Source organism: Faecalibacillus intestinalis (genome assembly GCF_015097455.1).
Taxonomy (GTDB): domain Bacteria; phylum Bacillota_I; class Bacilli_A; order Erysipelotrichales; family Coprobacillaceae; genus Faecalibacillus; species Faecalibacillus intestinalis.
This window is the reverse complement of the sequence record NZ_AP024085.1, coordinates 1,992,205-2,016,771: the sequence shown is the minus strand read 5'-3', so window position 1 is coordinate 2,016,771 and position 24,567 is coordinate 1,992,205. Positions and strand designations below refer to the sequence as shown.

Genomic DNA, 24,567 nt, shown 5'->3' with positions numbered 1-24,567 from the left:
GTAAATACGGATTGTTACTTTAAGTAGGCAAGACCAAATAACTTACATTTTTTTAGTGTATCTTATTTGGTCTTTATTTTTTGGTTTGTATTTGCAAATTAAGATTACATTATTCATTTAAGGGAGCAGTAATGTAAATAAGAAAGGAAGAAGAATATGAAAGAAAAGGTAAAGAGAATTGTTTCTCTAGCACTTGCATTTTTAATGTCAATTGGATGTATTCACTCTTATCCAATCGTCAGTGCTTTGGAAAATGATTATGAAGTCTATCCAAATCCTCATATGATGGATTATCAAGATGGTTCATTTGATATGACATCTACTGTCAATGTTGTCTATGAAGATGGTATTGATGAATATACAAAGGATAGAATGAATGAAGTATTAGCTATTAAAAATATAAAAGCAAGTACTTCTGAAGAAGTAAAAGAAGGCCAAACAAACATTTTAGTAGGTATTAAAGATTCAAATCAATATGTTGATCAATATGTTGGTGAACATTATTCAGTAAAAACAACCCAATTATTTGATCAATTAGATTCATACTTATTAAAAGTTGATAATGGAACAATTACAGTATTAGGTAAAGATACAGATGCGGCTTTTTATGGTCTTACAAGTTTGTATCATATCTTTAAACAATTAGACGGAACAAATATCCGTAATTTTACAATAGAAGATTATGCTAATGTTGCTAGTCGTGGATTTATTGAAGGTTATTATGGAAATCCATGGTCAACTGAGGATCGTAAGAAATTAATGGAATGGGGAGGATACTACAAGTTGAATTCTTATTTCTATGCTCCTAAAGATGATCCTAAACATAACTCTAAATGGCGTGAACTTTATACAGATGAAGAAATTGAAACAAAAATCAAACCTCTTGCTGAAGCAGGAAATAAATCAAAATGTCGTTTTGTATTTGCATTACATCCATATATGTATAATGCCATCAGGTATAATAGTGAAGAAAACTATCAAGCAGACTTAAAAGTATTACAAGCTAAATTTGAACAAGTTATTAAAGCAGGTGTTCGTCAAATTGCTATTTTAGCAGATGATGCTGGAAATGTTGGTGGTGCTAACTATACAAAAACATTAACTGATATGACAGCATGGTTAAAAGAAATGCAAAAAACATATCCTGATTTAAAATTAACATTACCATTCTGTACACAAGAATATATGTATAATGGTGAAAGTTATTATCAAAATTTCCCAGCAAATATTCAAATCGTTATGACTGGTGGTAGAGTATGGGGAGAAGTAACTGATAACTTTACCACAACTTTTACAAATAAAGTTGGACGTGGACCATATATGTGGATTAACTGGCCTTGTACAGATAACTCTAAAAAACACTTAATTATGGGTGGCTATACAACATTTTTACACCCTGGTGTAGATCCAAATAAGATTCAAGGAATCGTTTTAAATCCAATGCAACAATCTGAGCCAAGTAAAGTTGCAATTTTTGGGAATGCATGTTACTCATGGAATATTTGGCAAAGTGAAGAAGAAGCTCAAAAATGCTGGAATGCTTCATTTAAATATGTCGATCATAATAGCGCTATTGAAACGCAAGCATCTACTGCTTTAAGAGAACTTTCAAAACATATGATCAATCAAAATATGGATGGTCGTGTAACAGCATTACAAGAATCAGTAGATTTAAAAGATCGTTTAACAAGCTTCAAAGAAGCTCTTACAAATGGAACAACAATCAGTGATGAACAATTTGAAGATTTGATCAATGAATTTACAATCTTAAAAAATGCTAGTGCTACATATAGAGCACAAGCAGGTGATACAAGAATAAAAGATCAAATTGTATATTGGTTAAACTGTTGGGATGATACAGCAGATGCAGCAATAAATTATCTTAAAGCTGTTAAAGCTGTACAAGATGAAGAAGCTAATGATAAGATTTGGGATCTATATACTACTGGACAGGCTGCTTTTGAAAAATCAAAAACATATGGATTCAATTATGTTGATCATTTAGAATATGCAGAAGTAGGAGTACAACATATCGTACCATTTATTAAAGCAATGGATTCTTATTTAGGAGATATTGCTTCTACAATTGTAAATCCAAATAAACAAGTTACTAAATTTATTACAAATCGTAATGATAGTCCAACAGGTAATATTGATAATGTATTCGATAATAAAGCCAATACTGAAATTGTTTATAAAACACCAAATACAATTAGTAAAGGAACTTATGTAGGCGTTAGTTATTCAAAAGCAATTGATATTGATAGAGTGACTTTTAGATTAGGAACAAATTCAAATTCAAAAGATACTTTTTCTAAAGCTAAAGTGCAATATACAACAGATGGTAAAAAATGGATTGATTTAGATAATCAAGAATATACTTTACCAAATGATGTAGCTTTAACTGACTTAAATTTAAAAGGGGTTAAAGGTATTCGCATGGTTGCTACTGAAGATAAAGCGAATACTTGGTTAGGTATTAGAGATATTGCTGTTAATGCAGATGAAACAGTAACTGAAGAAGATCCAGGTACATTATCTGTTGATAAATTGACACTTAAAGGTGGTTCTTTAAATAATTTATTAGATGACAGTAATGCTACTTATGCTCATTTTGCTGAAAGTCCTTATAAAGGTGGAGAAATTAAAGATTATTTACCAGTTGATGCAAGTATTACATTAACTTTCAAAAAAGCAAAAACATTAGGTACAATTTATTTTGGACAAGATGCAGGAACAGATAAATCAACAAAATATGCCATTGAATATACGACGGATGGTCAAACATGGAAAGTATTAAAAGAATATAATGGTGATGCTTCTGTTGAATTAGATGTATCAAGTCAAAATATTAAAGCAAAAGCAGTTCGTATTAGAAACTTAAAATTAAATTTAAAAAGTAATACAGCAGGATATTGGTGGAAAGTCAATACATTTAAAATGGCTGATCCAGGACAAATCAATGCAACATTTATGTATACAGATACATGGGGAATTTATCGAGGAACAGTAGCTAATTTAACAGATGGTGATAGTTCAACAGCATTAGATTTTAGTACCTCAGGTGATAGAACAAGAAAAGGTGATTATATTGGTTGGGATTTAGGTAAAGAAACAGCTATTGGTAAAATTCATGCAGTTATCGGTGGAGACCGCAGTGCAGGAGATAAATGGGAAAAATATAGTTTACAATACTCTAATGACAACCAAGACTGGACTACTTATAAAACATATCAAGGTTTAGCTAGTGGAAAAGATACAATTGATGAAAATTTCTATGGTTTAAAAGCACGTTATGTTCGTTTAGTGAATGAAGAAGAAAGAGCTGTATGGGTTATTTTCTCTGAATTTACAGTAAATGCATATAATCCAGATGAGGATTTCAATAATGCTAATGTTTATACAAATACAGATTATAGATTAGCTTCACAAAGTGAAGAAGCACTTACAGAATTGATCTATAATCAAGAAATTACTTTAGAAAAAGGTCAATACGTTGGTGTTGATTTATCAAGAATCAAAGATTTAAGTACATTCAATATTGATTATGAAAATGGTCAAGGAACAACTTTACAAGTTTCAAAAAATGGTGTTGAATGGACAACTGTAACAGGTCAAGAAAAAGAACTTCCAGATGGAAGATATGTAAGATTAATTAATAAAACAGACAAAGCTATTAAATTGACAATTAATCATTTTGAAGTACATTCAAATGAAATTACAGCACCATATTTATATAAGGCAACTATGAATATTAATCCTTCATGGGGTGTTGGTGAAGATACTAGAAATAATGGTGCTGCTTTTGATGGTAATATCGATTCAACAACAGAATTTGGTGATTTTCCACAAAAAGGACAATATATTATTTATGATTTAGGACAAGAAAGAACAATTTCTAAAATTCAAATGTATTGCCAAGATAGTGCAGTTAACTATATTAGAGATGCTGATATTTTAGTATCAGATGATTTAGAAAACTGGACAAAAGTTGTAACTATTGGAGATGGTAATGAAAATACAAATGATGCTGGGGTTAAATGTATTGATTCAGATGCGGGTTATAAAGCATCAAGCACATATCCAAATAAAGTCTATGTAGAAGGAACTGCTAATAATATTAAAGCACGTTACTTAAAGATCTTAATGACAGCAACAAATAATAATAGAGCTGTTGTTTTCAATGAAATTGTTATCAATGATGGAGAATATGTACCAGTTTCAAATGATCCAACATATACTTCTTCAACTGTAGAAGCAAATGGATTTATTCCTCAATATATGTTTGATGGAGATTTATCTACAGCTTATAGACCAGGTTCTAAAGAAGCTGGAAGCATTACTTATACATTATCAAGTGATTTAGATGTTAAGAAAATGCATATTATTCAAAAAGGTGAAATTTCAAATGCAAGAGTATCTGTTCTTGTAGATGGTGAAAATGGAAAGAAATGGGTTCAAGTTGGAACTCTTAAAAAATCATTAAATGAATTCTATATGCCTGAAGGAAACGTTTATGAATTAAAGATTGAATGGGATGAAAATAAAATTCCAACAATTTCAGAAGTTATTATGTTAAATGATGATGAATATGCTTCAACAGCAGCTAATGATTTACAAAGTTATATTGATTCTTTAGATGTTAAAGAAAATAAATATACAGCAGATTCTTATAAAGAATTTGAAAAGGCATTAAAACAAGCTCAAAAAGTTTTAGATAAACAAGCTGGTGAATTAGATGCTATTACAAATGCAAAAGCTGAATTAGAAGATGCTTATGCAAATCTTGTTAAACGTGGAGATATTCAAAGTGTTAAAGATGAACTTGATACAATTAACAAGTTAAAAGAAAAAGATTATACAAGTGAAACATGGGCTATTTTACAAGCTCAAGTGAAACTTGCTCAAGAATTCATTAAAAAGGATGAAGCAACAATTACTGAAAAAGAAGTTATTAATATGGTAGATGCTTTACAAAAAGCAAAAGCTCAATTAGTAACAAAAGTATCAGTAAGTAAAAAAGAGTTAAAAGATTATATTACATCAAATGAATTAGATAAGTTAGATACAAATAAATATTTAACATCTACTGCTGATTCATTTAAAGAAGCATTAAAGAATGCACAAACATTAATCGAAAAAGAAGATGCAACAAAAGAACAATTAGATGAAGCTTTAAAACAATTACAAGATGCAAGAACACAATTAGTTTTAAAAGCAACAGATGATGAAGTAAATGCATTAAAAGCATTAATGGATCAATATCAAGAAAAAGATTATACAGCATCATCATGGAAGAAATTTGAAAAAGTTTACAATGATGTTAAAGCTGCTTTAGAAAATGAAAACACAAGTGATGATGTTCAAGCATTAACTAATACTTTAAAAGAAGCTGCTCAAAAACTTGTTAAACGTGGTAATTTAGATGGTATCCATGGTTTATTAGATCAAATTAAACAATTAGATAGTAAAAAATATACAGAAGCATCTTATTCTAAACTAATAGATGTTGTTACTGAAATTTCTAAGAAGTTAGAAAATTCATCAGAAATGACACAAGAAGAAGTCGATGCCCTTGTAAGTGAATTACAAAACGCTATTAATGCATTAGAAAAAGCACCAACAGTCACTACAGATACAAATGAACCTGCTCATAAACCTCAAGTTGTAACAAATAACAAAGTGAAAACAGGTGATTCAACATCTGTATGGACATTTGCAACATTTGCATTAATGGCAGCAATCGTTTATGTATCTTTAAGAAAAAGAACAAAAGAAGACTAAAATAAAAGGTTTCTATTTTCAAGATTAAGAAAATAGAACCTTTTCATTTTAAAATCAAAAAAAGATAGCGTTTTCATAAGCGGAGACGCTTTTTTTATGGTATATTTAAAGAAGAGGTGAAAATCATGAAATTAAAAGCACTTGATCAAAGACAAGCTGGTATTTTGTTACCGTTATTTAGTTTACCAGGAAAACATGGAATAGGGGATTTAGGAAAAGAAGCTTATGAATTTGTTGACTTATCTGCTCAAGCAGGTTTTTCTATTTGGCAAATTTTACCATTAAATCCATCAAGCTCTGGGAATTCACCCTATACTCCTTATTCATCTTTTGCTGGTGATGAAATATATATTTCTTTAGAACTTTTAAAAGATTGGCATTTGTTAGATGAAGTTCCTAACTATTTACAAGATTTAAAAAGAGTTGATTATAAACGCGTACGTTTATTTAAAAATCGTTATTTAAGAAAAGCTTATCAAGTTTTCTTAAAAGATAAAGAATTAGAGAAAGAATATCGTACTTTTGTTAAAGGAACATTTTGGCTAAAAAAATATGCGCGTTTTATGGCTTTAAATAAAGCAAACGAAGGTTTACCTTGGGTAGATTGGAATGATGAAGATCAAAATATTAAAGGAAGTAATGAAGGATTAGAAGCAGAAATTGATTATATTCAATTTCTTCAATATATTTTTGTTAAACAATTTAATTTATTAAAAATACATGCACATCAAAAAGGAATATCTATCATGGGAGATTTACCTTTATATGTAGGTGATGATTCTGCGGATGTTTATGAGTATCGTAAATGTTTTCAATTAGATGATAAATTTTATCCTAAATTCGTATCTGGAGCATCACCTGATTATTTTTCAAAAGATGGCCAACTATGGGGACATCCTCTATATGATTGGGATTATTTAAAGAAAACAAGATATAATTTTTGGATTAAAAGATTAAAATGGAATAATGAAATTTTTGATATTTTAAGAGTTGATCATTTTAGGGCTTTTGATACATATTGGTCAGTTCCTTATGGAAGTGCTACAGCAAGAGAAGGAAAATGGATAGAAGGACCAAGTTATCATTTTTTAGATTCAGTTTATAAACAATTGCCTAAACTTAATATGATTGTTGAAGACTTAGGAGAATTACGTCCACAAATACATGAACTGAGAGATCATTATGATTTATTGGGAATGAAAGTTATGCAATTCTCCTTTGGAGAAGATGAAAGAAAAGTTAAATATAAAATTCCTCAACATTGTGTTGTTTATACAGGAACACATGATAATGCTACTCTTAAACAATGGTATGAAGAATTAGATGATAAAGAAAGAATGAAAGAAATTATGAAGGGTCTAGGATATACAGGAGAAAATCTTGTGGAAGATATGCTTGCATATACACTTGAATGTGATGCGGTGATTTCTATTGTTCCTTTACAAGATCTACTTGGCTATGGCAAAGAAGCTCGTATTAATTTACCAGGGACAGTAGGTCCACATAACTGGTCTTATAAACTTACTTCATTTGATGATTATCAAAATCAAATACAAATAATTCAAAAAATGTTAAAGAAAGCTAAAAGATAAATACCATACTTATTATTTATATATCCTAAAAAACCGTGATAAAAGCGGTTTTTTTTTAATGTTAGGAGATGTAATCGCTTTTATTTATTAAATTATGACAATAAAATTGATTTTTAAAAAGAAAAAAATATAATAAGTTTCGTAGACAAGTCATGAACAGGTTTTTCTTCCTTAAATATTTTTTGACAACAACATTCTAAATTTGTACATAGACTTGAAGTTAAGACCGAATGGTCTTTTTTTATTTCTATATGAAATAATTGTAGAAATAAATACCATACTTATTATTTATATATCCTAAAAAATAGCGATAAAAGCTACTTTTTTTAATTTTTCAACAATGTAATCGCTTTTATTCGATGAATTTAATTTAATAAATTGATTTTTGTTTATAAAAAAATATAATTGTTTTCGTAAACAAGTCATGGACAGGTTTTTCTTCCTTAAATATTTTTTTGACAACAACATTCTAAATTTGTACATCGACTTGAAGTGTAAGACCAATCGGTCTTTTTCTTTTTATATAAATGTATAAAAAATAAAACATTACCTATTCGTGTTGACTTTATTTTTAAAACCGATTTATAATACACACAACAAGTGAAACCGATGAAGTGGATATAAAAATAGAACGTGCACTTATAGAGAGTTTGGATGGTGGAAGCAAACAGAACGCAGTCTATTAAATGGACCACTGAGGGCAAAAGGAAAGGCATTAGCTGAGTATTCTTTGACGTAAGGCTTACGTAAGTAGCCATAGATGTGATAGCATCTAGTAAAGTGCATGAGTGTATCATGAATCAAGGTGGCACCGCGGATATAACCGTCCTTGAAAGTTTAACTTTCAAGACGGTTTTTTTAATTATTAGGGGGAATTATATGTATTATCCAAGTTTAGAAATGTTAGAAAAATTAGATCTAAAATCTTATGATTTAGTTCCAATAAAAAAAGAAATCTATAGTGATATGATTACACCTATAGAATTAATGAGAAAATTAAAACAATATTCTAAACATGTTTATATGTTAGAAAGTCATGAAGATAAGACAAAATGGGGAAGATATACCTTTATAGGTTTTGATCCTAAAAGCGAAATTACTTGTTATAACAAGATGATGAAAGTGGATGATAAGATTTTTAAAGTGACACATCCCAAAGAATATATTAGAAAAGTTTTAAATGAACATCGTAGTTTAAAATTAGAGGGTTTTCCTACTTTTACAGGAGGCTTAGTTGGTTATTTTAGTTTTGATTATTTTAAATATAGCGAACCTTCAATTATTAAAAACCAAAAAGATAATGGTTTCAATGATGTTGATTTAATGTTATTTGATAAAGTTATTTGTTTTGATCATTTTAAGCAAAAGTTGATTTTAATTGTTAATATTGGAACAAATGATTTACAAAAGAATTATAAAGAAGGAATCAAAGAATTAGATGAATTAGATTATATTATTAGAAAACATGTTAAAACACTTGTTCAACCATTAAAATTATTAGAAGATTTTAAACCAGTTCTCTCTAAAAAAGAATATTGTCAAATGGTTGAAAAAGGTATTGATTATATTAAAGAAGGTGATATCTTCCAAGTTGTTTTATCAAATAGACTTTATGCAAAAGCAACAGGTTCATTATTTGATAGCTATCGTGTTTTAAGAACAACGAATCCATCACCTTATATGTTCTATTTTGCAAGTGATAATATTGAAGTAGCTGGAGCTTCTCCAGAAACTTTAATTAAATTGGAGGGAACAAAGTTAACAACTTTTCCAATTGCTGGAACGAGAAAAAGAGGAAAAGATGAGCAAGAAGATCAACAATTAATAGATGATTTATTAAAAGATGAAAAAGAATTAGCTGAACATAATATGCTCGTTGATTTAGGAAGAAATGATTTAGGAAAAATTTCTAAATTCAATAGTGTACATGTGGTATCTTATATGGATATCTTAAAGTTTTTAAAAGTTATCCATATAGCAAGTATTGTTAACAGTGAAATTAAAGAAGAATATGATGCTTTAGATGCAGTTGATGCTTTACTTCCTGCAGGTACTTTATCAGGAGCACCAAAGATCAGGGCATGTCAAATTATTAATCAATTAGAACAAAATAAAAGAGGTATTTATGGAGGAGCGATTGGTTATTTAGATTTTACAGGAAATATGGATCTATGTATTGGTATTCGTTTAGCTTATAAAAGAAATAATGAAATTTCTATTTGTAGTGGTGCAGGAATTGTTTATGACAGTGTTCCTGAAAATGAATATCAAGAATGTTTAAATAAAGCAGGTGCGGTTGTTGAAGCAATCAAGATTGCAGATGGAGGTATTGATTATGATTCTACTCATTGATAATTATGATAGTTTTGCTTATAACCTTTATCAATTGATAGGTTCAATCGATGAAGATATCAAGGTTATAAGAAATGATGAAATGACAGTTGAAGAAATAGAAGAACTTCAGCCATCATGTATTATTATTTCACCAGGTCCAGGGAAACCAAGTGAAGCGGGTATTATTGAAGAAGTTGTTCAAAAATGTTATACGAAATATCCTATTTTGGGAGTTTGTTTAGGGCATCAAGCAATTGTTGAAGCTTTTGGAGGAACAGTAAGTTATGCTCAAAGCGTCATGCATGGAAAGTCTTCGATAATTAAAGTAGATACTACAAATCCAATTTTTAAGGGAATCGAGGAAAAGACAGCAGTGGCTAGATATCATAGCTTAGCTGCTAAAAAAGAAAATTTACCAGAATGTTTGAAGATTATAGGGGAAAGCGATGATGGTGAAATCATGGCAATCAGTCATAAAAACTATCCTGTTTATGGGTTACAGTTTCATCCAGAGTCGATTTTAACAAAAGAAGGTAAAAAAATAGTTGAAAATTTTTTAAAGGAGATACAAAATGATTAGGGGAGCAATTATTAAATTATCAAAAAAAGAAGATTTAACATATCAAGAAGCTTATGAATGTATGAATGAGATCATGGATGATCAAGCTTCTGATATTCAAAAGGCTGCTTATTTAACAGCACTTTCATTAAAAGGTGAAACAATTGATGAAATAACTGCAAGTGCTAAAGGAATGAGAGAACATTGTGTGAAGTTATTGAATGATCAAGATGTTCTTGAAATTGTAGGAACTGGAGGAGATGGATCAAATTCTTTCAATATTTCTACAACTTCATCTATTGTGATTGCTAGTGGTGGTGTTAAAGTTGCTAAGCATGGAAATCGTGCAGCAAGTTCAAAAAGTGGCGCAGCAGATTGTTTAGAAGCTCTTGGAGTGGATATTACAATCAATGAAAAAAGAAGTAAAGAATTATTAAACGATATTAATATTTGTTTCTTATTTGCTCAAAACTATCATTTAGCGATGAAATATGTTGCACCAGTAAGAAAAGAATTAGGTATTCGTACAGTCTTTAATATTTTAGGACCACTTACTAATCCAGCAGGAGCGACTTATCAAGTCATGGGAGTTTATGACGAATCATTAGTTGAACCACTTGCTCAAGTTTTAAGTAATTTAGGGGTTAAAAGAGCTATGGTGGTTTATGGAAGAGATGGTTTAGATGAAATCTCAGCATCTAATGAAACTTTTGTTTGTGAAATTAATGAGAATCAATTTAAAACATATACAATTTCACCTGAACAATTTGGTTTACAAAGATGTTTAAAAGATGAACTTGTTGGAGGAACTCCAAAAGAAAACGCTCAAATTACACGAGATGTTTTAAATGGTAAACAAGGTGGATCTAGAACAGCTGTCTTAATGAATGCGGGGGCAGGTTTATATATTGGTGGTAAAGTTGATTCTTTACAAGCAGGAATTGATTTAGCAGCAGAGTTGATTGATAGTGGAAAGGCAAATGAAAAACTAGAAGAGTTTATAAAAGAATCAAACAAATAGGAGCGTATATTATGATTTTAGAAGATATTGTTGAAAGTACAAAAGAACGTGTTGAAACAAATAAAAAACGTCATTCAATTTATGAATTAAAAGAAAAAGCCTTTGCAATGCCTATTGACCAAAGTTTTCCTTTTAAAAAAGCTTTAGAAAAAGAAGGTATGTCTTATATTTTAGAAGTTAAAAGACATTCTCCATCAAAAGGACAAATTGTTTCTACTTTTGATTTTAAAGCAATTGCGAAAGAATATGAAATGATTGGAGCAGATGCTATTTCAGTAGTAACTGAACCTGATTATTTTAAAGGGGATGATGATTTTTTAAGAGAAATCAAACGTATTGTGAAAATTCCTGTTTTAAGAAAAGATTTTGTTGTAGATGAATATATGGTTTATGAATCTAAAATCTTAGGAGCAGATGCAATTTTATTAATTGCAGGTGTTTTAGATGAAATTACATTAATGCGTTGTGTTAATTTAGCGCATAATTTAGGTATGTCAGCAATTGTTGAAACACACAGTTCAATGCAAGTAAAAAAAGCATTGCGTGTAGGCGCTAAAATTATTGGTGTAAATAACAGAGATTTAAGAGATTTCAGTGTTGATTTAAATACAACATTAAAATTAAGAGATATGGTCGATGATGATGTTATCTTTGTCTCTGAAAGTGGTATTAAAACAAGAGAAGATATTGAATTATTAGAAAAACATCATGTAAATGCTGTCTTAATTGGTGAAGCTATGATGAAAAGCCATGATAAAAGACATACATTAGAAGTTTTAAAAGGTATTGATGAAGAAGATTAAAATTTGTGGTTTAAAAAGAAGCGAAGATGTTGATTATGTAAATACATATCAACCTGATTATGTTGGCTTTGTTTTTGCGGGGAAAAAAAGAAAGATTACTTATGATCAGGCAAAAGAATTAAAAAAAGATCTTTTATCTTCGATTCAAGTTGTAGGTGTTTTTGTAAATGAGGATATTTCTTTTGTTGAAAAATTAGTTAAAAATGATGTTATTGATCTTGTACAATTGCATGGTCAAGAAACAAATGAATATATAAAGATTTTAAAACAAAAAATAGATGTTCCAATTATTAAAGCAATTCAAATTAAAAATGATGATTCTTTCAATGTAGACTATGACGTTGATTATTATCTTTTCGATCATGGTTCTGGAGGAACTGGGGAAAGTTTTGATTGGTCTATGTTGAAAGAAGTCAATAAACCTGTATTTTTGGCAGGGGGAATCAATCTTTCTAATATTGATGAAGCATTAAAAATGAATGTTTATGGATTAGATGTTTCAAGTGGTGTTGAAACAGATGGTTTTAAAGATAGGGAAAAAATTAAGGAAATCGTAAGGAGAGTTAGAAATGAAGGGGAGATATGGAATACATGGGGGACAGTATATCCCAGAGACTTTAATGAGTGAAATTCATAAAATTGAAGAGGCTTATGAATTTTATAAAAATGATCAAGCATTTAATGATGAACTTAATACATTATTAAAAGAATATGCTGGTAGACCATCTTTATTATATTATGCGAAAAAGATGACAGAAGATTTAGGTGGCGCTAAAATCTATTTAAAAAGAGAAGATTTAAACCATACAGGTTCTCATAAAATCAACAATGTATTAGGACAAGCTTTAGTGGCTAAAAAAATGGGAAAAACAAGAATTATTGCTGAAACTGGTGCTGGGCAACATGGTGTAGCTACAGCCACAGCAGCAGCCTTGCTTGGACTTGAATGTGAAATTTTTATGGGAAAAGAAGATACAGATCGTCAAGCTTTAAATGTTTATCGTATGGAACTTTTAGGAGCTAAAGTACATCCTGTAACTACAGGGACAATGACTTTAAAAGATGCGGTCAATGAAGCAATGAGAGAATGGACAAAACGTGTGGATGATACGATGTATGTTTTAGGTTCTGTGATGGGACCTCATCCATTTCCAATGATGGTGAGAGATTTCCAAAGTGTGATTTCTAAAGAAGCAAGAGAACAAATTCTTGAATATGAAGGTAAACTTCCTACAGCTGTGATGGCTTGTGTTGGTGGTGGAAGTAATGCGATGGGAATGTTCTATAATTTTATCAATGATAAAGATATAAAACTTATTGGTTGTGAAGCCGCTGGTAAAGGTGTCGATACAGCTTTAACAGCAGCAACAATTGCGACAGGATCATTAGGTGTCTTCCATGGAATGAAATCTTACTTCTGTCAAGATAAATACGGTCAAATTGCACCTGTTTATTCTATTTCAGCCGGTTTAGATTACCCAGGTATTGGACCTGAACATGCTTATTTACATGATACAAAACGTGCACAATATGTACCAGTTACAGATGATGAAGCAGTGGATGCTTTTGAATACATTGCAAAAACTGAAGGTATTATTTGTGCCATTGAAAGTGCACATGCGATTGCACATGCAATCAAAATAGCACCAACTATGAAAAAAGATGATATTTTAATTGTCTGTCTTTCAGGTAGAGGAGATAAGGATGTTGCAGCGATTGCAAGATATAGGGGGAAAGAAATCTATGAATAGAATATATAAAGCTTTTGAAAATAAAAAAGCCTTCATTGGTTTTTTAACAGCAGGAGATCCTGTAATAGATAAAACAGTAGACTATATTTTAGATATGGAAGAAGCAGGGGCTAGTTTGATTGAAATTGGTATTCCCTTTTCTGATCCAATTGCTGAAGGACCAACCATTCAAGAAGCTAATGTACGTGCTTTAAAAAATAAAGTAACAACAGATGATGTTTTTGAAATGGTTAAAAAAGTAAGAGAAAAAAGTGATATTCCTTTATGTTTTATGACTTATTTAAATGTTGTTTTCCATTACGGTTATGATGAATTCTTTAAAAAATGTCAAGAAGTTGGCATTGATGGTATTATTCTTCCAGATTTACCTTATGAAGAAAGCCAAGAAGTCAAAGATGTTTGTTATAATTATGATGTTACTTTAATTTCAATGATTGCCCCAACAAGTAAAGATCGTGTTGAAATGATTGCAAAAGAAGCAAAAGGGTTTATCTATCTTGTATCGTCAATGGGTGTTACCGGTACAAGAGATAATACTTCATTTGCTAATAATCTTGAAGAAATTATTGGACATATTCGTCAAGTAACAAATACACCAGTAGCTATTGGTTTTGGAATTAATAAACCAGAACAAGTAAAAGAGTTTAAACAATATGCTGATGGTGTTATTGTAGGTAGCGCAATTGTTAATATTATTAAAGAACATGGAAATCATGCAGATCTACCTTTAAAAGAATATATCCAATCACTTACTGAACAATTATAAATACAGGTTAACCAAACCTGTATTTTTTTGTATCTTATTATCGAATATCGATATAAATAGTGGATTTATTTATCGATTATCAATAATCTTGTTTTGACCTTTTGTATTTAATTTAAATATAACTAGGTAAAAAAGAAAGTGCAGGTTTGACTTGCACTTTTGAGTTAGTAATTAATTTGAGTAACAAAATAATGTTCTTATAAATTTAGATTATCCAATTTCTTAAACAATCTGTTGATTTTTTAGCTATTTGCTCAACAGACCATGGTCTATTTTCTTTAATCCACCATTCTAATAATCCAATGCTGATTGAAACATAATAATGTGTTTCAAAACTTAACTCTATATTAGAAAAATTATTTATAGATTTTAGTTTTTCTTGAAATGATTGTTTTGAAATGGTTTCTAAATCTTGATGGAATGGAGTTGTTCTATCAATTAATAAAAGATAAATGTTATCAAAATGTTCATCAAGTTGGGCATAAGCATTGTAGAATAATCGATAAATTTCTTCGTCTGAACTATTAAAATCAAGTTTTTTTTCTAATAATATAAAAGCTTCTAATTGTTTATATAAATACTTTTGAAACCAATCATATTTATCAATAAAATAATTATAAAAGGTAACGCGATTAATATCTGCTGTTTTACTTACTTCATTGATTGTAATTTTATCAAAGCTTTTCTTTTTTAAAAGTTGAATAAAAGCATTATCTATAGATTTAATTGTTTTTTTTGTTCTTCGATCCATTTTTTTACACTTTCTAAAATATGTAGTATAAGCTACATATTCATTTTTTTGATGATTGAATGATAATAAATTCACATGTAAATTAATTATAGGATGTTGAAATTAAAAAAGCAATAAATGTTTTTAGGAAAAAGGAGGAGCTTATAAATGAAACATAATAAATATCCAAAATTATTTGAAAAAGGTTATATAGGAAATCTTAAAGTAAAAAATAGAATTATTCGTAATTCTATGGGAACTTATTTAGCAGATGGGAATATGTATGTAGGAGATCGCACTATTAAAGCAGGTGCAGAAGCCGCTAGTGGTGGTGCAGGTGTTGTTTTTATGGACAACTGTACAATTAAAGAAATGTATCATATGGGACTTTGTGCAGCAAATGATACTTACATTCCTGGATTAAGCATGTTAGCAGAAGCGATTAAAGATCATGGGGCACTTGCTGGAATGCAACTATCACATCCAGGACGTGATACAGGATTTGTCGGTGGGACAGAAGTCGTAGCTGCTTCAAGTGTGACATTTGAACCATGGTATGAAGCTGGAGCTGCACTTCCTAAACCATTAACTATTGATGAAATTCATGATTTGGTTGATAAATATGGACAAGCCGCATTAAGATGTAAGAAAGCTGGTTTTGATTTAGTTGAAGTGCATGGTGCAGGAGGATGTTTACCAACAAATTTCTTATCACCAAATGATAATCAAAGGAATGATATGTATGGGGGATCTTTACATAATCGTATGAGATTCTTAGTTGAAATTGTTAGAAGTATTAAGAAATACTGTGGAAATAATTATCCTATTTCTATTAAACTTTCAATTGATGATTGCGAACCTAATGGTATTAGAGTAGAAGAAACTGTTGAAGTTGCTAAAGTTTTAGAAAAAGAAGGCGTTAGTATGTTAAATCTTATGATGGGAACACATGCTGTTGTTTACCCTTCAACTGGTTTTTATGATATTAATATTTATTTAAGTCAAGCAAAACAAATAAAAGATGCTGTTCAAATTCCTTGTATGGTTGGTTTAGGTGTACAAACTGCATCATTAGCTGAAAGCATATTAGAAAGTGGACAAGGTGATTTTATTGCTTTAGCTAAACAAGAAATTGCGGATTGTAATTGGCCAAATAAAGTTAAAAATAATCAAGAAGATGATATTAGACCATGTATCAAATGTCTTGTTGGATGTACAGATAATGGTATTATTGGACATCATCCGATTCGTTGTGCAGTAAATCCTACAGTTTATAAATACTATGAAGATAAATATCCACAAGCTAAAGTAGTTAAAAATGTTGCTGTTATTGGCGCTGGACCAGCTGGTATGGAAGCAGCTTTAACATTAGTAAAAAGAGGACATAAAGTTACTGTTTATGAAAAACGTAAAATAGGTGGAACACTTCATGAAGCAAGTAGTGCAGATTATAAAAAAGATATAAAACTATTTATTAATTATTATGAAAAACAAGCACAAAAATATCATTTGAATATTATTCAAGAAGAAGCTACTTATGATACTATTGTAAATGGTGGTTATGATGCTTGTATTATAGCTACCGGAGGAAAACCTAGAACATTAGATGTAAATGGATTAGAAACTGGAAAAGTGACTTATGCTTTAAATTATTTAAATGGTGAAGTAAAATTTGATGGTGAAAATGCCCTTGTTATTGGTGGAGGAATTACAGGAGCAGAAGTTGCAGTAGAACTTGCTAAAGAAGGTAAAAAAGTAACTATTATAGAAGTAATGGATCAATTCTTAGCGTTACCATCAGCTGTTATTCCAGCTTATCAAATGGCTGTAGAACAAGCTGGAGTTAAAGTGATTACAGGACATCGTTTAGATTATGTTGATCATGATCAAGCAATTATTGTAGATCGTTTTGGAAATAAAAAAGAATTGAAAGCTGATGGTGGTATTGTGATTAGCGCTGGATTTATGCCACAATTAGAACTTCAAGAAAAACTTGAAGAAGAAACAGATATTGAAGTTTATACTGTTGGTGATGCTAAAAAAGTAAGACAAATCATTGATGCTACTCATGAAGGATATGCTGTAGCAAGAATGATTTAAAATAAATTTTATATTTTGAAAAAGTCCTAATCAAGGACTTTTTTTGTATATTTATTTATTTTTTAAATAAGTTATATATATTTATATAGTTTTAAATTCTCTTTTTCTAATAAAGTATTGTGTTTTCTAACATTTTTAAATATTCTGATGATAAAAAATATTTAAACTCATATTATTTTGAAAATAAATATTTAATTCGAAATATAATAGATAGAAAAATTGTATGTTTTTTTAAAGTGTTTTTTGTTTATATTCATTATTTTTGTCTATCCTTAAAATATGGAGGTAAAATGATGAATATTAAAAGATATAATGAAATTGCGGATAAGAATAAACCTCAAAAACAAGTATTAAAGCATATATTAAGTGCTTTTTTAGTTGGAGGAATAATTGGAATGATTGGAGAATTCTTTTTAAATCTTTACCAAAAATTATTCTCTTTTAGTGAAAAAGAAGCAACCCCTATTATGCTTATTACCCTTATACTCATTGCAGCTATTTTAACAGGATTAGGTCTTTATGATCGTTTAGGAAACTTTGCTGGTGCTGGGTCTTTTATTCCTATTACAGGGTTTTCTAATGCAATGACTTCTAGTGCTTTAGAAGCAAGAACTGAAGGTTTAGTAACAGGTATAGGTGCTAATATTTTTAAATTAGGTGGTGCAGTAATTACTTTTGGAATAGTTGCATCATTTATTGTAGGAGGACTTAGATATGTCATCAGCTATTTTTGGTAATAGTTTTGTTTTTGAAAATGTCTATATTCAAAGTGTTGGTACAACAGCAGGAATTGTTGAACATCAAGGACCTTTAGGACATTATTTTGATAAGCATTATCCTGATCATTATCATCATCAAAAAAGTTATGAACAGGCAGAGATAGAGATGTTGAAAGATGCTATTTTGCTTTGTTTAAAAAAAGGAAAAGTCAAAAAAGAAGACATTGATTTGTATTTTGGTGGAGATTTAAATAATCAAATTACAGCCTGTTATTATTATGCAAGTCATTTATATAAACCATTTATAGGCTTATATAGTGCTTGTAGTACGATTGGACTAGCCATCGCTAATGCAAGTATAATGATAGAAAATCATAATATTCAAAATGCGATTGCTTGCACTGTTTCTCATAATGCAACTGCGGAAAGACAGTTTAGATATCCTATTGAATATGGTATTCAAAGAAAAGAAACCATGACTTTTACTGCTACAGGAAGTTGTGCGGTTTATTTATCTTGTAAGGTTAGTAAAGTAAAAATAGAATCTATTACTTTAGGAAAAGTGATTGATTATGATCAATATGATGCCAATGACATGGGACGAGCAATGGCTCCAGCAGCCTTAGATACGTATTTACAACATATGAAAGATTTAAAAAGAGATGGTACTTATTATGATTTGATTTTAACAGGAGATCTTTCCAATTATGGAAAAAAGATTATGAAAGATTTATTAAAAGAAGAAAATCAAAAATATAATGAATATGATGATTGTGGATGTCTTTTATATGATGTTACCCAAAATGTTTATCAAGGTGGAAGTGGACCGGTTTGTAATGCTTTAGTAAGTTTTGGATATATTTATCAAATGATTTTAAAAGGTAAATATAAAAGAGTATTGGTTCTAGCAACAGGAGCATTGTTAAATCCAGTAATGACAAATCAAAAATTATCTATTCCTTGTGTTTGTCATGGTTATGTATTGGAGGGTGTTTCATGAATTATTTATTATCATTTTTATTTTGTGGTTTTGTTTGTGTTATAGCACAATTAATCTACGAATATACAAAATTAACACCGGGGCATATTACTTGTAGTTTTGTTGTCCTTGGAGCACTATTAGATTTATTTCATATTTATGATCGTTTAATTAAAATATTTCATGCAGGAGCAATGCTTCCTATTACAAGCTTTGGACATTCACTAATGCATGGCGCTATGGCAATGACAAAAGAATATGGTGTTTTTGGATTGGCTATGGGGATGTTTGATTTAACAGCAGCCGGAATTGCTTCAGCTATTTTATTTGCTTTTTTAGTCGCAATCTTTTTTAAACCAAAATCGTGAATAATAATTCATTTGATATCAATGTTAGAACACTTGATTTTCATAATCGAAAAATAGAAATCAATTATGTTTCAAGTCTCTGTTCTGATGAATTAATTGCTTATTTAGTTGAAGGAATTACGAATGCTAAAGGAAAAACATTAAAAGATTGCTTAAATAATGGTGATGTCCAAGAAGAAATAGATGCTACCAAATATAAATATGCCATGCTTACAGGATGTGCTATTGTAAAAGATTTAGAAAAACAAAAAGTCTATGTTTTAGATACTCGTCATTTTCCTTCTCGTTCTATTGATGAACCTGATACAGAAAAAACAGTAAGAGGAAGTAAAGATGGTTTTAATGAAAATTTATTAAATTGTGCTGGATTAATTAGAAGACGTATTCGTACATTAGATTTAGTAATGGAAAAAGTAACGGTAGGAAAAACAAATAAATTGGATATTTGTTTATGTTATCTGCAAAGTAAAATAGACAAAACAATGTTAAAAAGTATTAAAGAAAGATTACAAGAAATTAAAAATGAAGATTTAATTATGACAGATCGAGCTTTAGAAGAACTGATCTTTGATCAAGGTTATAATCCTTTTCCACTTGTAAGATATAGCGAACGGCCAGATGTTGTGTCAACACATATTTATCATGGCTATCTTGCCATCATTTGTGATACTTCAAGTTCGGTTATGATGTTGCCCACAACTCTATTTGAAATTTTAGAACACGTAGAAGAACATCGCCAAACACCTATTATTGGAACTTTTATTCGTTTAATTCGTTTTAGTGCCGTTTTTCTTTCTATCTATTTAGTTCCTTTATGGATGCTGATTAAAAATCAAGGAAGTATCAGTTTTAAAACACTCTTTTCTATTATTTTGGTAGAACTGGCTGTAGAACTTTTAAGAATTGCGACTATTCATACGCCTGATTCTATTTCAAATACGATGGGGATGATTGCTGCAGTTTTATTAGGTGAATTTGCGATTGAACTGGGTTTCTTTTCAGGTGAGATATTGTTATTTGTATCTATAGGAAATGTTTGTGGTTTTGCAACTCCTAATTATGAACTCTCACTAACGAATAAATATGTAAAAATCTTTATGATTCTATTTTCAGGGTTATTTGGCTGGTTAGGTTTTATTGCGTATCAGGTTATTTTATATATGTATTTAATATCATTAAAACCTTTTGGTTTTTCTTATCTTTATCCGTTGATTCCTTTTAATGGAAAAGATTTACTTCAATTCATTATTAGAAAACCTAAGAAGTAGTGTATAAATTGTACATAAATCTTTTAAAATATATGTACGATTTATACATTTTTTATAAAACAAAAAAACAGAAGTTATCTCCCGTTTTAAAATAATGTAAATAAAATAAAACTACATGTAGCAATAGCAACAGCTGGTGGATCAATATGTGTTCCACAATCTGTGTTAAGCACCATGCCAAAAATCAACCCAATAAAATGAGCAATGACTCCAAAAATAACAGCAATCAAAATATTACCTGTTTGTGCCATGGCATAACCTACAACAAGAGTTGTATGGTGTGTAGCAGGAAAAGCAGGATCACTTAAAGCAAAGATAAGTGTTAAAGCACTAATTGAAAAACCAATTGTATAAAGACCTGTTTCTTTAGCAAAATAAGCCATGACAGTTGAAACTGCAATTCCTATAAGTAATTGGAATAACCAAAAAGAATTAGGTGCTGTTTCTAAAAAATCTAAATTCTTTTGATTATATGTATTTTCTCTATTAAATAAACTTCTACCTAAAACACCTACTAAAATAACAGAGACTGCTCCAGTATCTACCGGAAATGAAAAATAATTTTCAAAGGCAAAAATCAAATAACCTAAAACACCACCGATAGCGCCTACGAGTAAAACCTTTGGATCATTGGTAAAAGCAAGTGATCTAGAAGTTTCAACACCTCTTATGTTATGTTTTGTTCCTGCATAGGCAGTTGCAAGTCCTGCAGCGTTAAAGATAATACATGGTAAAAATAAATTATTTGATAAAGCTTCATTTAAAAATGTGGTATCAACACCAACATGTTCTAATAAAAATATAAGGAGACCGATAAAACCTGTACAAATAAAGGTTTGTGTTCCACCAATTAGTGCTCCTAAAATTCCTGCAAAAAAAGCTAAAATAATAGATAATAATGAAAACATTTTATAACCCCTTTCAGGCGTATTATATAGGAAATAATCAACATAATAAATACAAAATATAAATTTATGTTATAATACCTAAGAGGTGAAACAATGGAATATCAAGTTATATTAGATGATTTTCAAGGTCCTTTAGATTTATTGTTACATTTAATTAAAGAAAAAGAGATGGATCTACAAACACTTGAACTATCAGTTATTACAGATCAATATTTACAATATATACATATGATGGAATCATCACAACTTGAAGTGATGTCTGAATATTTAGTCATGGCTGCACAGCTTATTGAAATGAAAAGTAAAATGCTTTTACCTAAAGAAAAAGTACAAATTGAAGATGAGTATCAAGAAGATCCAAGAGAAGCACTCATTAGAAGACTTATTGAATATAAAAGATATAAAGATGTTTTAGACGAGATTCAAGAAAAATATGAAAAAAGACAATCTATGTTGATTAAACCCTCTCATAATATGGAAGAATATGTCATTGATACTTCAACAATGATTCCAGAGGGGTTAGAAGTATATGATTTAATGAAGGCTATGCAAAAAATGTATCAAAGAAAAATGTTATCACGACCATTAGATACACATATTTCTAAAAAAGATATTTCCATTGAACAAAGAAGTGATCAAATTAGAAATTATTTCAAAGTAAGAGTTAATAAAAGGGTAAAATTAGATGAATTATTTGATAGAGGGGATCGCTATTATTTTATCGTGACATTTTTATCGATTTTAGTTTTAGCTAATGATAAAGAAGTTGAAATTATCCAAGAAGGATTGTTTGATGATATTTATGTAGAGGGGAAAGAGTAATGGAAGATTATAATAATATTATAGAAGGTATCCTTTATCTAAAAGGTGATGAAGGTATTGATATAAAAGAATTATCACTGATTTTAGAAATTTCTAAAAAAGAAGCTGTGGAAGCTATGGATCATTTTATAGAAGCTTATTCAAAAAGAGGCTTTGATGGCCTACAAGTTGTTGATTTTGGTGGTAAATATAAACTTGCAACGAATCCTCAATATTTTCCTTATTATCAAAAAATGGTAGAACAATCAAAAACAACACTTTCTCAAGCAGCTTTAGAAACACTCGCTATTATTGCTTATAATCAACCAATTACTCGTGCTAAAGTTGAAGATATTAGAGGAGTTGGTTGTGATGGCATGATTAGAAAACTCATTGCTAAAGCACTTATTAAAGAAGTAGGCAGAGAAGAAAGTCCAGGACTTCCTATTTTATATGGGGTAACGAATGAATTCATGGATGCTTTTTCACTGGCTTCTTTAGATGAACTTCCTGAATTAGGGGATATTGTAGAAACTGAAAGTGATGAAGATATATTTACGACAAGATATCAAGAAGGTGATTTAAGTGAAACTGATTAATCATTTGAAAACAATTAATAAACATAAATACTATGTGACAATGCTTTGTTTTAAATGTGGTTTATATAAACAAGGATTACTACATGATTTATCAAAATATTCGCCAACTGAACTAAAAACAGGCGCTAAATATTGGGTAGGGACGCGTTCACCTAATTCAATTGAAAGAGAAACGATTGGTTATTCTACTGCCTGGTTACACCATAAAGGAAGAAATAAACATCATTGGGAATATTGGGTTGATTTTTCAAGAGAAGGGGTTGTTCCTGCCAAAATGCCTACAAGGTATGTTGTGGAAATGTTTTGTGATCGAGTAGCAGCAACAATGGTTTACCGTGGAGAAAATTTTGATGTATCGGCTCCTTTAGATTATTATAATAAGACACATGGTTATTATGTCATTCATCAAGAAACAGATGCAATGATTAAAGATATGTTAGTTCATTTATCTAAAAGTAATTTAGAAGAAACAATTGATTATATTAAAGAAACTTATTTATAAATTCTATGTTTTGCATAGAATTTTTTTATAGAAATGATATAATAGCTATATTATATTTAAGGAGCTTGAAGATGAATTTTTTACATTTAAAATATTTAATAGAAGTTGAAAAATATGAATCTATTTCTAAAGCAGCACAGCATCTCTATATTAATCAACCACGTTTATCTAAAATTATTAAAGAAATAGAAGAAGAAGCTAATATAAAAATCTTTGAAAGACATAATAAAGGGGTTGTTCCAACAACTAAAGGAAGAGAATTTTTATCACAGGCTAAAAAAATTGTTCAAGAAGTAGATTATTTAAAAAATATGTATCAGGATGATCCTCATAAATTGAATTTAGATATTTGTGTCCCTCGTTCAAGTTACATCTCAGAAGCTTTTATTGAATATTTAAAAATGGATAATAATATGAAAAAGAAATTGAATCTAAATTATCGAGAAACGAATTCATTTGATACGATTCAAAATGTTTATGATGGAGAAAATAATTTAGGAATTGTACGTTTTCCTTTAAGAGATCAAGATTATTATTTCAATATTTTAAATTTAAAAGAATTGACTTATGAAAAACTATTTACTTTTGATTATCAAATACTTATTTCAAAAGATAATCCTCTTAAAGACAAAGATATCTATATGAAAGATTTAAAGAAACAAATTGAATTAAAACATGGAGATATTCATATTCAAGAAGATCATCATAATCATAAGCATATGAACATTTATGAAAGAGGAATACAATTTGAACTTTTAAATGAGATTCCAGAAACTTATATGTGGGTTGCCCCAATGCCTAAAAAGCTTTTAAAACAAAATGATTTTGTTTTAAAAGCATGTAAAGATAAGAAAATACCATATGTTGATTATTTAATTTATCGAAAAGGATATGTTTTATCAAAAGAAGATCAAAATTTTATAGAATGTTTGAAAAATGTAATCGAACAAGTGAAGTGAAAAAATGCACATGTAATGTGAAAA

At 29.5% G+C, this 24,567-nt stretch carries 20 protein-coding genes; 18 read left to right on the top strand and 2 right to left on the bottom strand.

All coding sequences use genetic code 11. From position 1 onward, the window contains the following. Positions 1 to 156 precede the first annotated feature (156 nt). The 9 genes from Fi14EGH31_RS10845 (at position 157) to trpA (ending at position 14,610) form a co-directional block, all read left to right on the top strand. Positions 157 to 5,784 (top strand): beta-N-acetylglucosaminidase domain-containing protein, encoded by a 5,628-nt coding sequence (locus Fi14EGH31_RS10845; protein WP_200764801.1) that lies wholly within the window; start codon positions 157 to 159, stop codon positions 5,782 to 5,784. Between the two features lie 125 nt (positions 5,785 to 5,909). Beyond that, on the top strand, positions 5,910 to 7,376 hold the full coding sequence (gene malQ, locus Fi14EGH31_RS10840; protein ID WP_022001869.1) for a 4-alpha-glucanotransferase: 1,467 nt from the start codon (positions 5,910 to 5,912) through the stop codon (positions 7,374 to 7,376). 879 nt (positions 7,377 to 8,255) lie between these two features. Further along, positions 8,256 to 9,728, top strand: a complete 1,473-nt coding sequence (locus tag Fi14EGH31_RS10835) for an anthranilate synthase component I family protein (protein ID WP_200764800.1) — start codon at positions 8,256 to 8,258, stop codon at positions 9,726 to 9,728. Next, on the top strand, positions 9,712 to 10,290 hold the full coding sequence (locus Fi14EGH31_RS10830; RefSeq protein ID WP_118573242.1) for an anthranilate synthase component II: 579 nt from the start codon (positions 9,712 to 9,714) through the stop codon (positions 10,288 to 10,290). Before Fi14EGH31_RS10835 ends, Fi14EGH31_RS10830 begins: the two co-directional genes overlap by 17 nt. Beyond that, positions 10,283 to 11,290 (top strand): anthranilate phosphoribosyltransferase, encoded by a 1,008-nt coding sequence (trpD, locus tag Fi14EGH31_RS10825; RefSeq protein ID WP_117346552.1) that lies wholly within the window; start codon positions 10,283 to 10,285, stop codon positions 11,288 to 11,290. Before Fi14EGH31_RS10830 ends, trpD begins: the two co-directional genes overlap by 8 nt. A gap of 11 nt (positions 11,291 to 11,301) precedes the next feature. After that, positions 11,302 to 12,093 (top strand): indole-3-glycerol phosphate synthase TrpC, encoded by a 792-nt coding sequence (gene trpC, locus Fi14EGH31_RS10820; protein ID WP_117864806.1) that lies wholly within the window; start codon positions 11,302 to 11,304, stop codon positions 12,091 to 12,093. Beyond that, positions 12,080 to 12,721 carry a phosphoribosylanthranilate isomerase gene (locus tag Fi14EGH31_RS10815; RefSeq protein WP_117787479.1) on the top strand — a complete coding sequence of 214 codons (642 nt, stop codon included), beginning with the start codon at positions 12,080 to 12,082 and terminating at the stop codon, positions 12,719 to 12,721. The genes trpC and Fi14EGH31_RS10815 overlap by 14 nt, the downstream gene beginning before the upstream one ends. Then, positions 12,663 to 13,844, top strand: coding sequence for a tryptophan synthase subunit beta (gene trpB / locus Fi14EGH31_RS10810; protein ID WP_117787481.1), 1,182 nt, complete (start codon positions 12,663 to 12,665; stop codon positions 13,842 to 13,844). Before Fi14EGH31_RS10815 ends, trpB begins: the two co-directional genes overlap by 59 nt. Beyond that, complete coding sequence (gene trpA / locus Fi14EGH31_RS10805) at positions 13,837 to 14,610, top strand: tryptophan synthase subunit alpha (protein WP_117828426.1); 774 nt, start codon at positions 13,837 to 13,839, stop codon at positions 14,608 to 14,610. The genes trpB and trpA overlap by 8 nt, the downstream gene beginning before the upstream one ends. Before the next feature lie 205 nt (positions 14,611 to 14,815). Here trpA and Fi14EGH31_RS10800 read toward each other — a convergent pair whose 3' ends face one another. Next, positions 14,816 to 15,361 carry a TetR/AcrR family transcriptional regulator gene (locus Fi14EGH31_RS10800; RefSeq protein WP_117346557.1) on the bottom strand — a complete coding sequence of 182 codons (546 nt, stop codon included), beginning with the start codon at positions 15,359 to 15,361 and terminating at the stop codon, positions 14,816 to 14,818. 147 nt (positions 15,362 to 15,508) lie between these two features. Between Fi14EGH31_RS10800 and Fi14EGH31_RS10795 the strand changes: the two genes are divergently transcribed. From Fi14EGH31_RS10795 to Fi14EGH31_RS10775, 5 genes are all read left to right on the top strand, one after another. Then, complete coding sequence (locus tag Fi14EGH31_RS10795) at positions 15,509 to 17,440, top strand: NAD(P)/FAD-dependent oxidoreductase (protein WP_117828427.1); 1,932 nt, start codon at positions 15,509 to 15,511, stop codon at positions 17,438 to 17,440. 290 nt (positions 17,441 to 17,730) lie between these two features. Beyond that, the gene (gene spoVAC, locus Fi14EGH31_RS10790) at positions 17,731 to 18,177 is read left to right on the top strand and encodes a stage V sporulation protein AC (protein WP_227408274.1); all 447 of its coding nucleotides are present in this window, start codon (positions 17,731 to 17,733) and stop codon (positions 18,175 to 18,177) included. Further along, complete coding sequence (locus Fi14EGH31_RS10785; protein ID WP_117346560.1) at positions 18,155 to 19,159, top strand: stage V sporulation protein AD; 1,005 nt, start codon at positions 18,155 to 18,157, stop codon at positions 19,157 to 19,159. The genes spoVAC and Fi14EGH31_RS10785 overlap by 23 nt, the downstream gene beginning before the upstream one ends. Continuing rightward, positions 19,156 to 19,506, top strand: a complete 351-nt coding sequence (spoVAE, locus tag Fi14EGH31_RS10780) for a stage V sporulation protein AE (RefSeq protein WP_022001853.1) — start codon at positions 19,156 to 19,158, stop codon at positions 19,504 to 19,506. The genes Fi14EGH31_RS10785 and spoVAE overlap by 4 nt, the downstream gene beginning before the upstream one ends. After that, positions 19,503 to 20,774: a spore germination protein gene (locus Fi14EGH31_RS10775; RefSeq protein WP_022001852.1), complete on the top strand. Its 1,272-nt coding sequence runs from the start codon at positions 19,503 to 19,505 to the stop codon at positions 20,772 to 20,774. The genes spoVAE and Fi14EGH31_RS10775 overlap by 4 nt, the downstream gene beginning before the upstream one ends. Before the next feature lie 86 nt (positions 20,775 to 20,860). Here the strand turns inward: Fi14EGH31_RS10775 and Fi14EGH31_RS10770 are convergent, their stop codons facing one another. After that, entirely contained in the window at positions 20,861 to 21,682 is an 822-nt protein-coding gene (locus Fi14EGH31_RS10770; RefSeq protein WP_117346562.1) for a hypothetical protein, read from the bottom strand. A 93-nt stretch (positions 21,683 to 21,775) separates the two neighbouring features. Here Fi14EGH31_RS10770 and Fi14EGH31_RS10765 point away from each other — a divergent pair, with 93 nt between their 5' ends. The 4 genes from Fi14EGH31_RS10765 (at position 21,776) to Fi14EGH31_RS10750 (ending at position 24,543) form a co-directional block, all read left to right on the top strand. Further along, on the top strand, positions 21,776 to 22,504 hold the full coding sequence (locus tag Fi14EGH31_RS10765) for a segregation and condensation protein A (RefSeq protein ID WP_107029521.1): 729 nt from the start codon (positions 21,776 to 21,778) through the stop codon (positions 22,502 to 22,504). Continuing rightward, the gene (gene scpB / locus Fi14EGH31_RS10760; RefSeq protein ID WP_117782368.1) at positions 22,504 to 23,082 is read left to right on the top strand and encodes an SMC-Scp complex subunit ScpB; all 579 of its coding nucleotides are present in this window, start codon (positions 22,504 to 22,506) and stop codon (positions 23,080 to 23,082) included. The genes Fi14EGH31_RS10765 and scpB overlap by 1 nt, the downstream gene beginning before the upstream one ends. Continuing rightward, positions 23,069 to 23,584, top strand: a complete 516-nt coding sequence (locus Fi14EGH31_RS10755; protein WP_022001848.1) for a DUF5662 family protein — start codon at positions 23,069 to 23,071, stop codon at positions 23,582 to 23,584. The genes scpB and Fi14EGH31_RS10755 overlap by 14 nt, the downstream gene beginning before the upstream one ends. A gap of 71 nt (positions 23,585 to 23,655) precedes the next feature. After that, positions 23,656 to 24,543 (top strand): LysR family transcriptional regulator, encoded by an 888-nt coding sequence (locus Fi14EGH31_RS10750; protein ID WP_022001847.1) that lies wholly within the window; start codon positions 23,656 to 23,658, stop codon positions 24,541 to 24,543. The last annotated feature ends 24 nt before the right edge of the window (positions 24,544 to 24,567 follow it).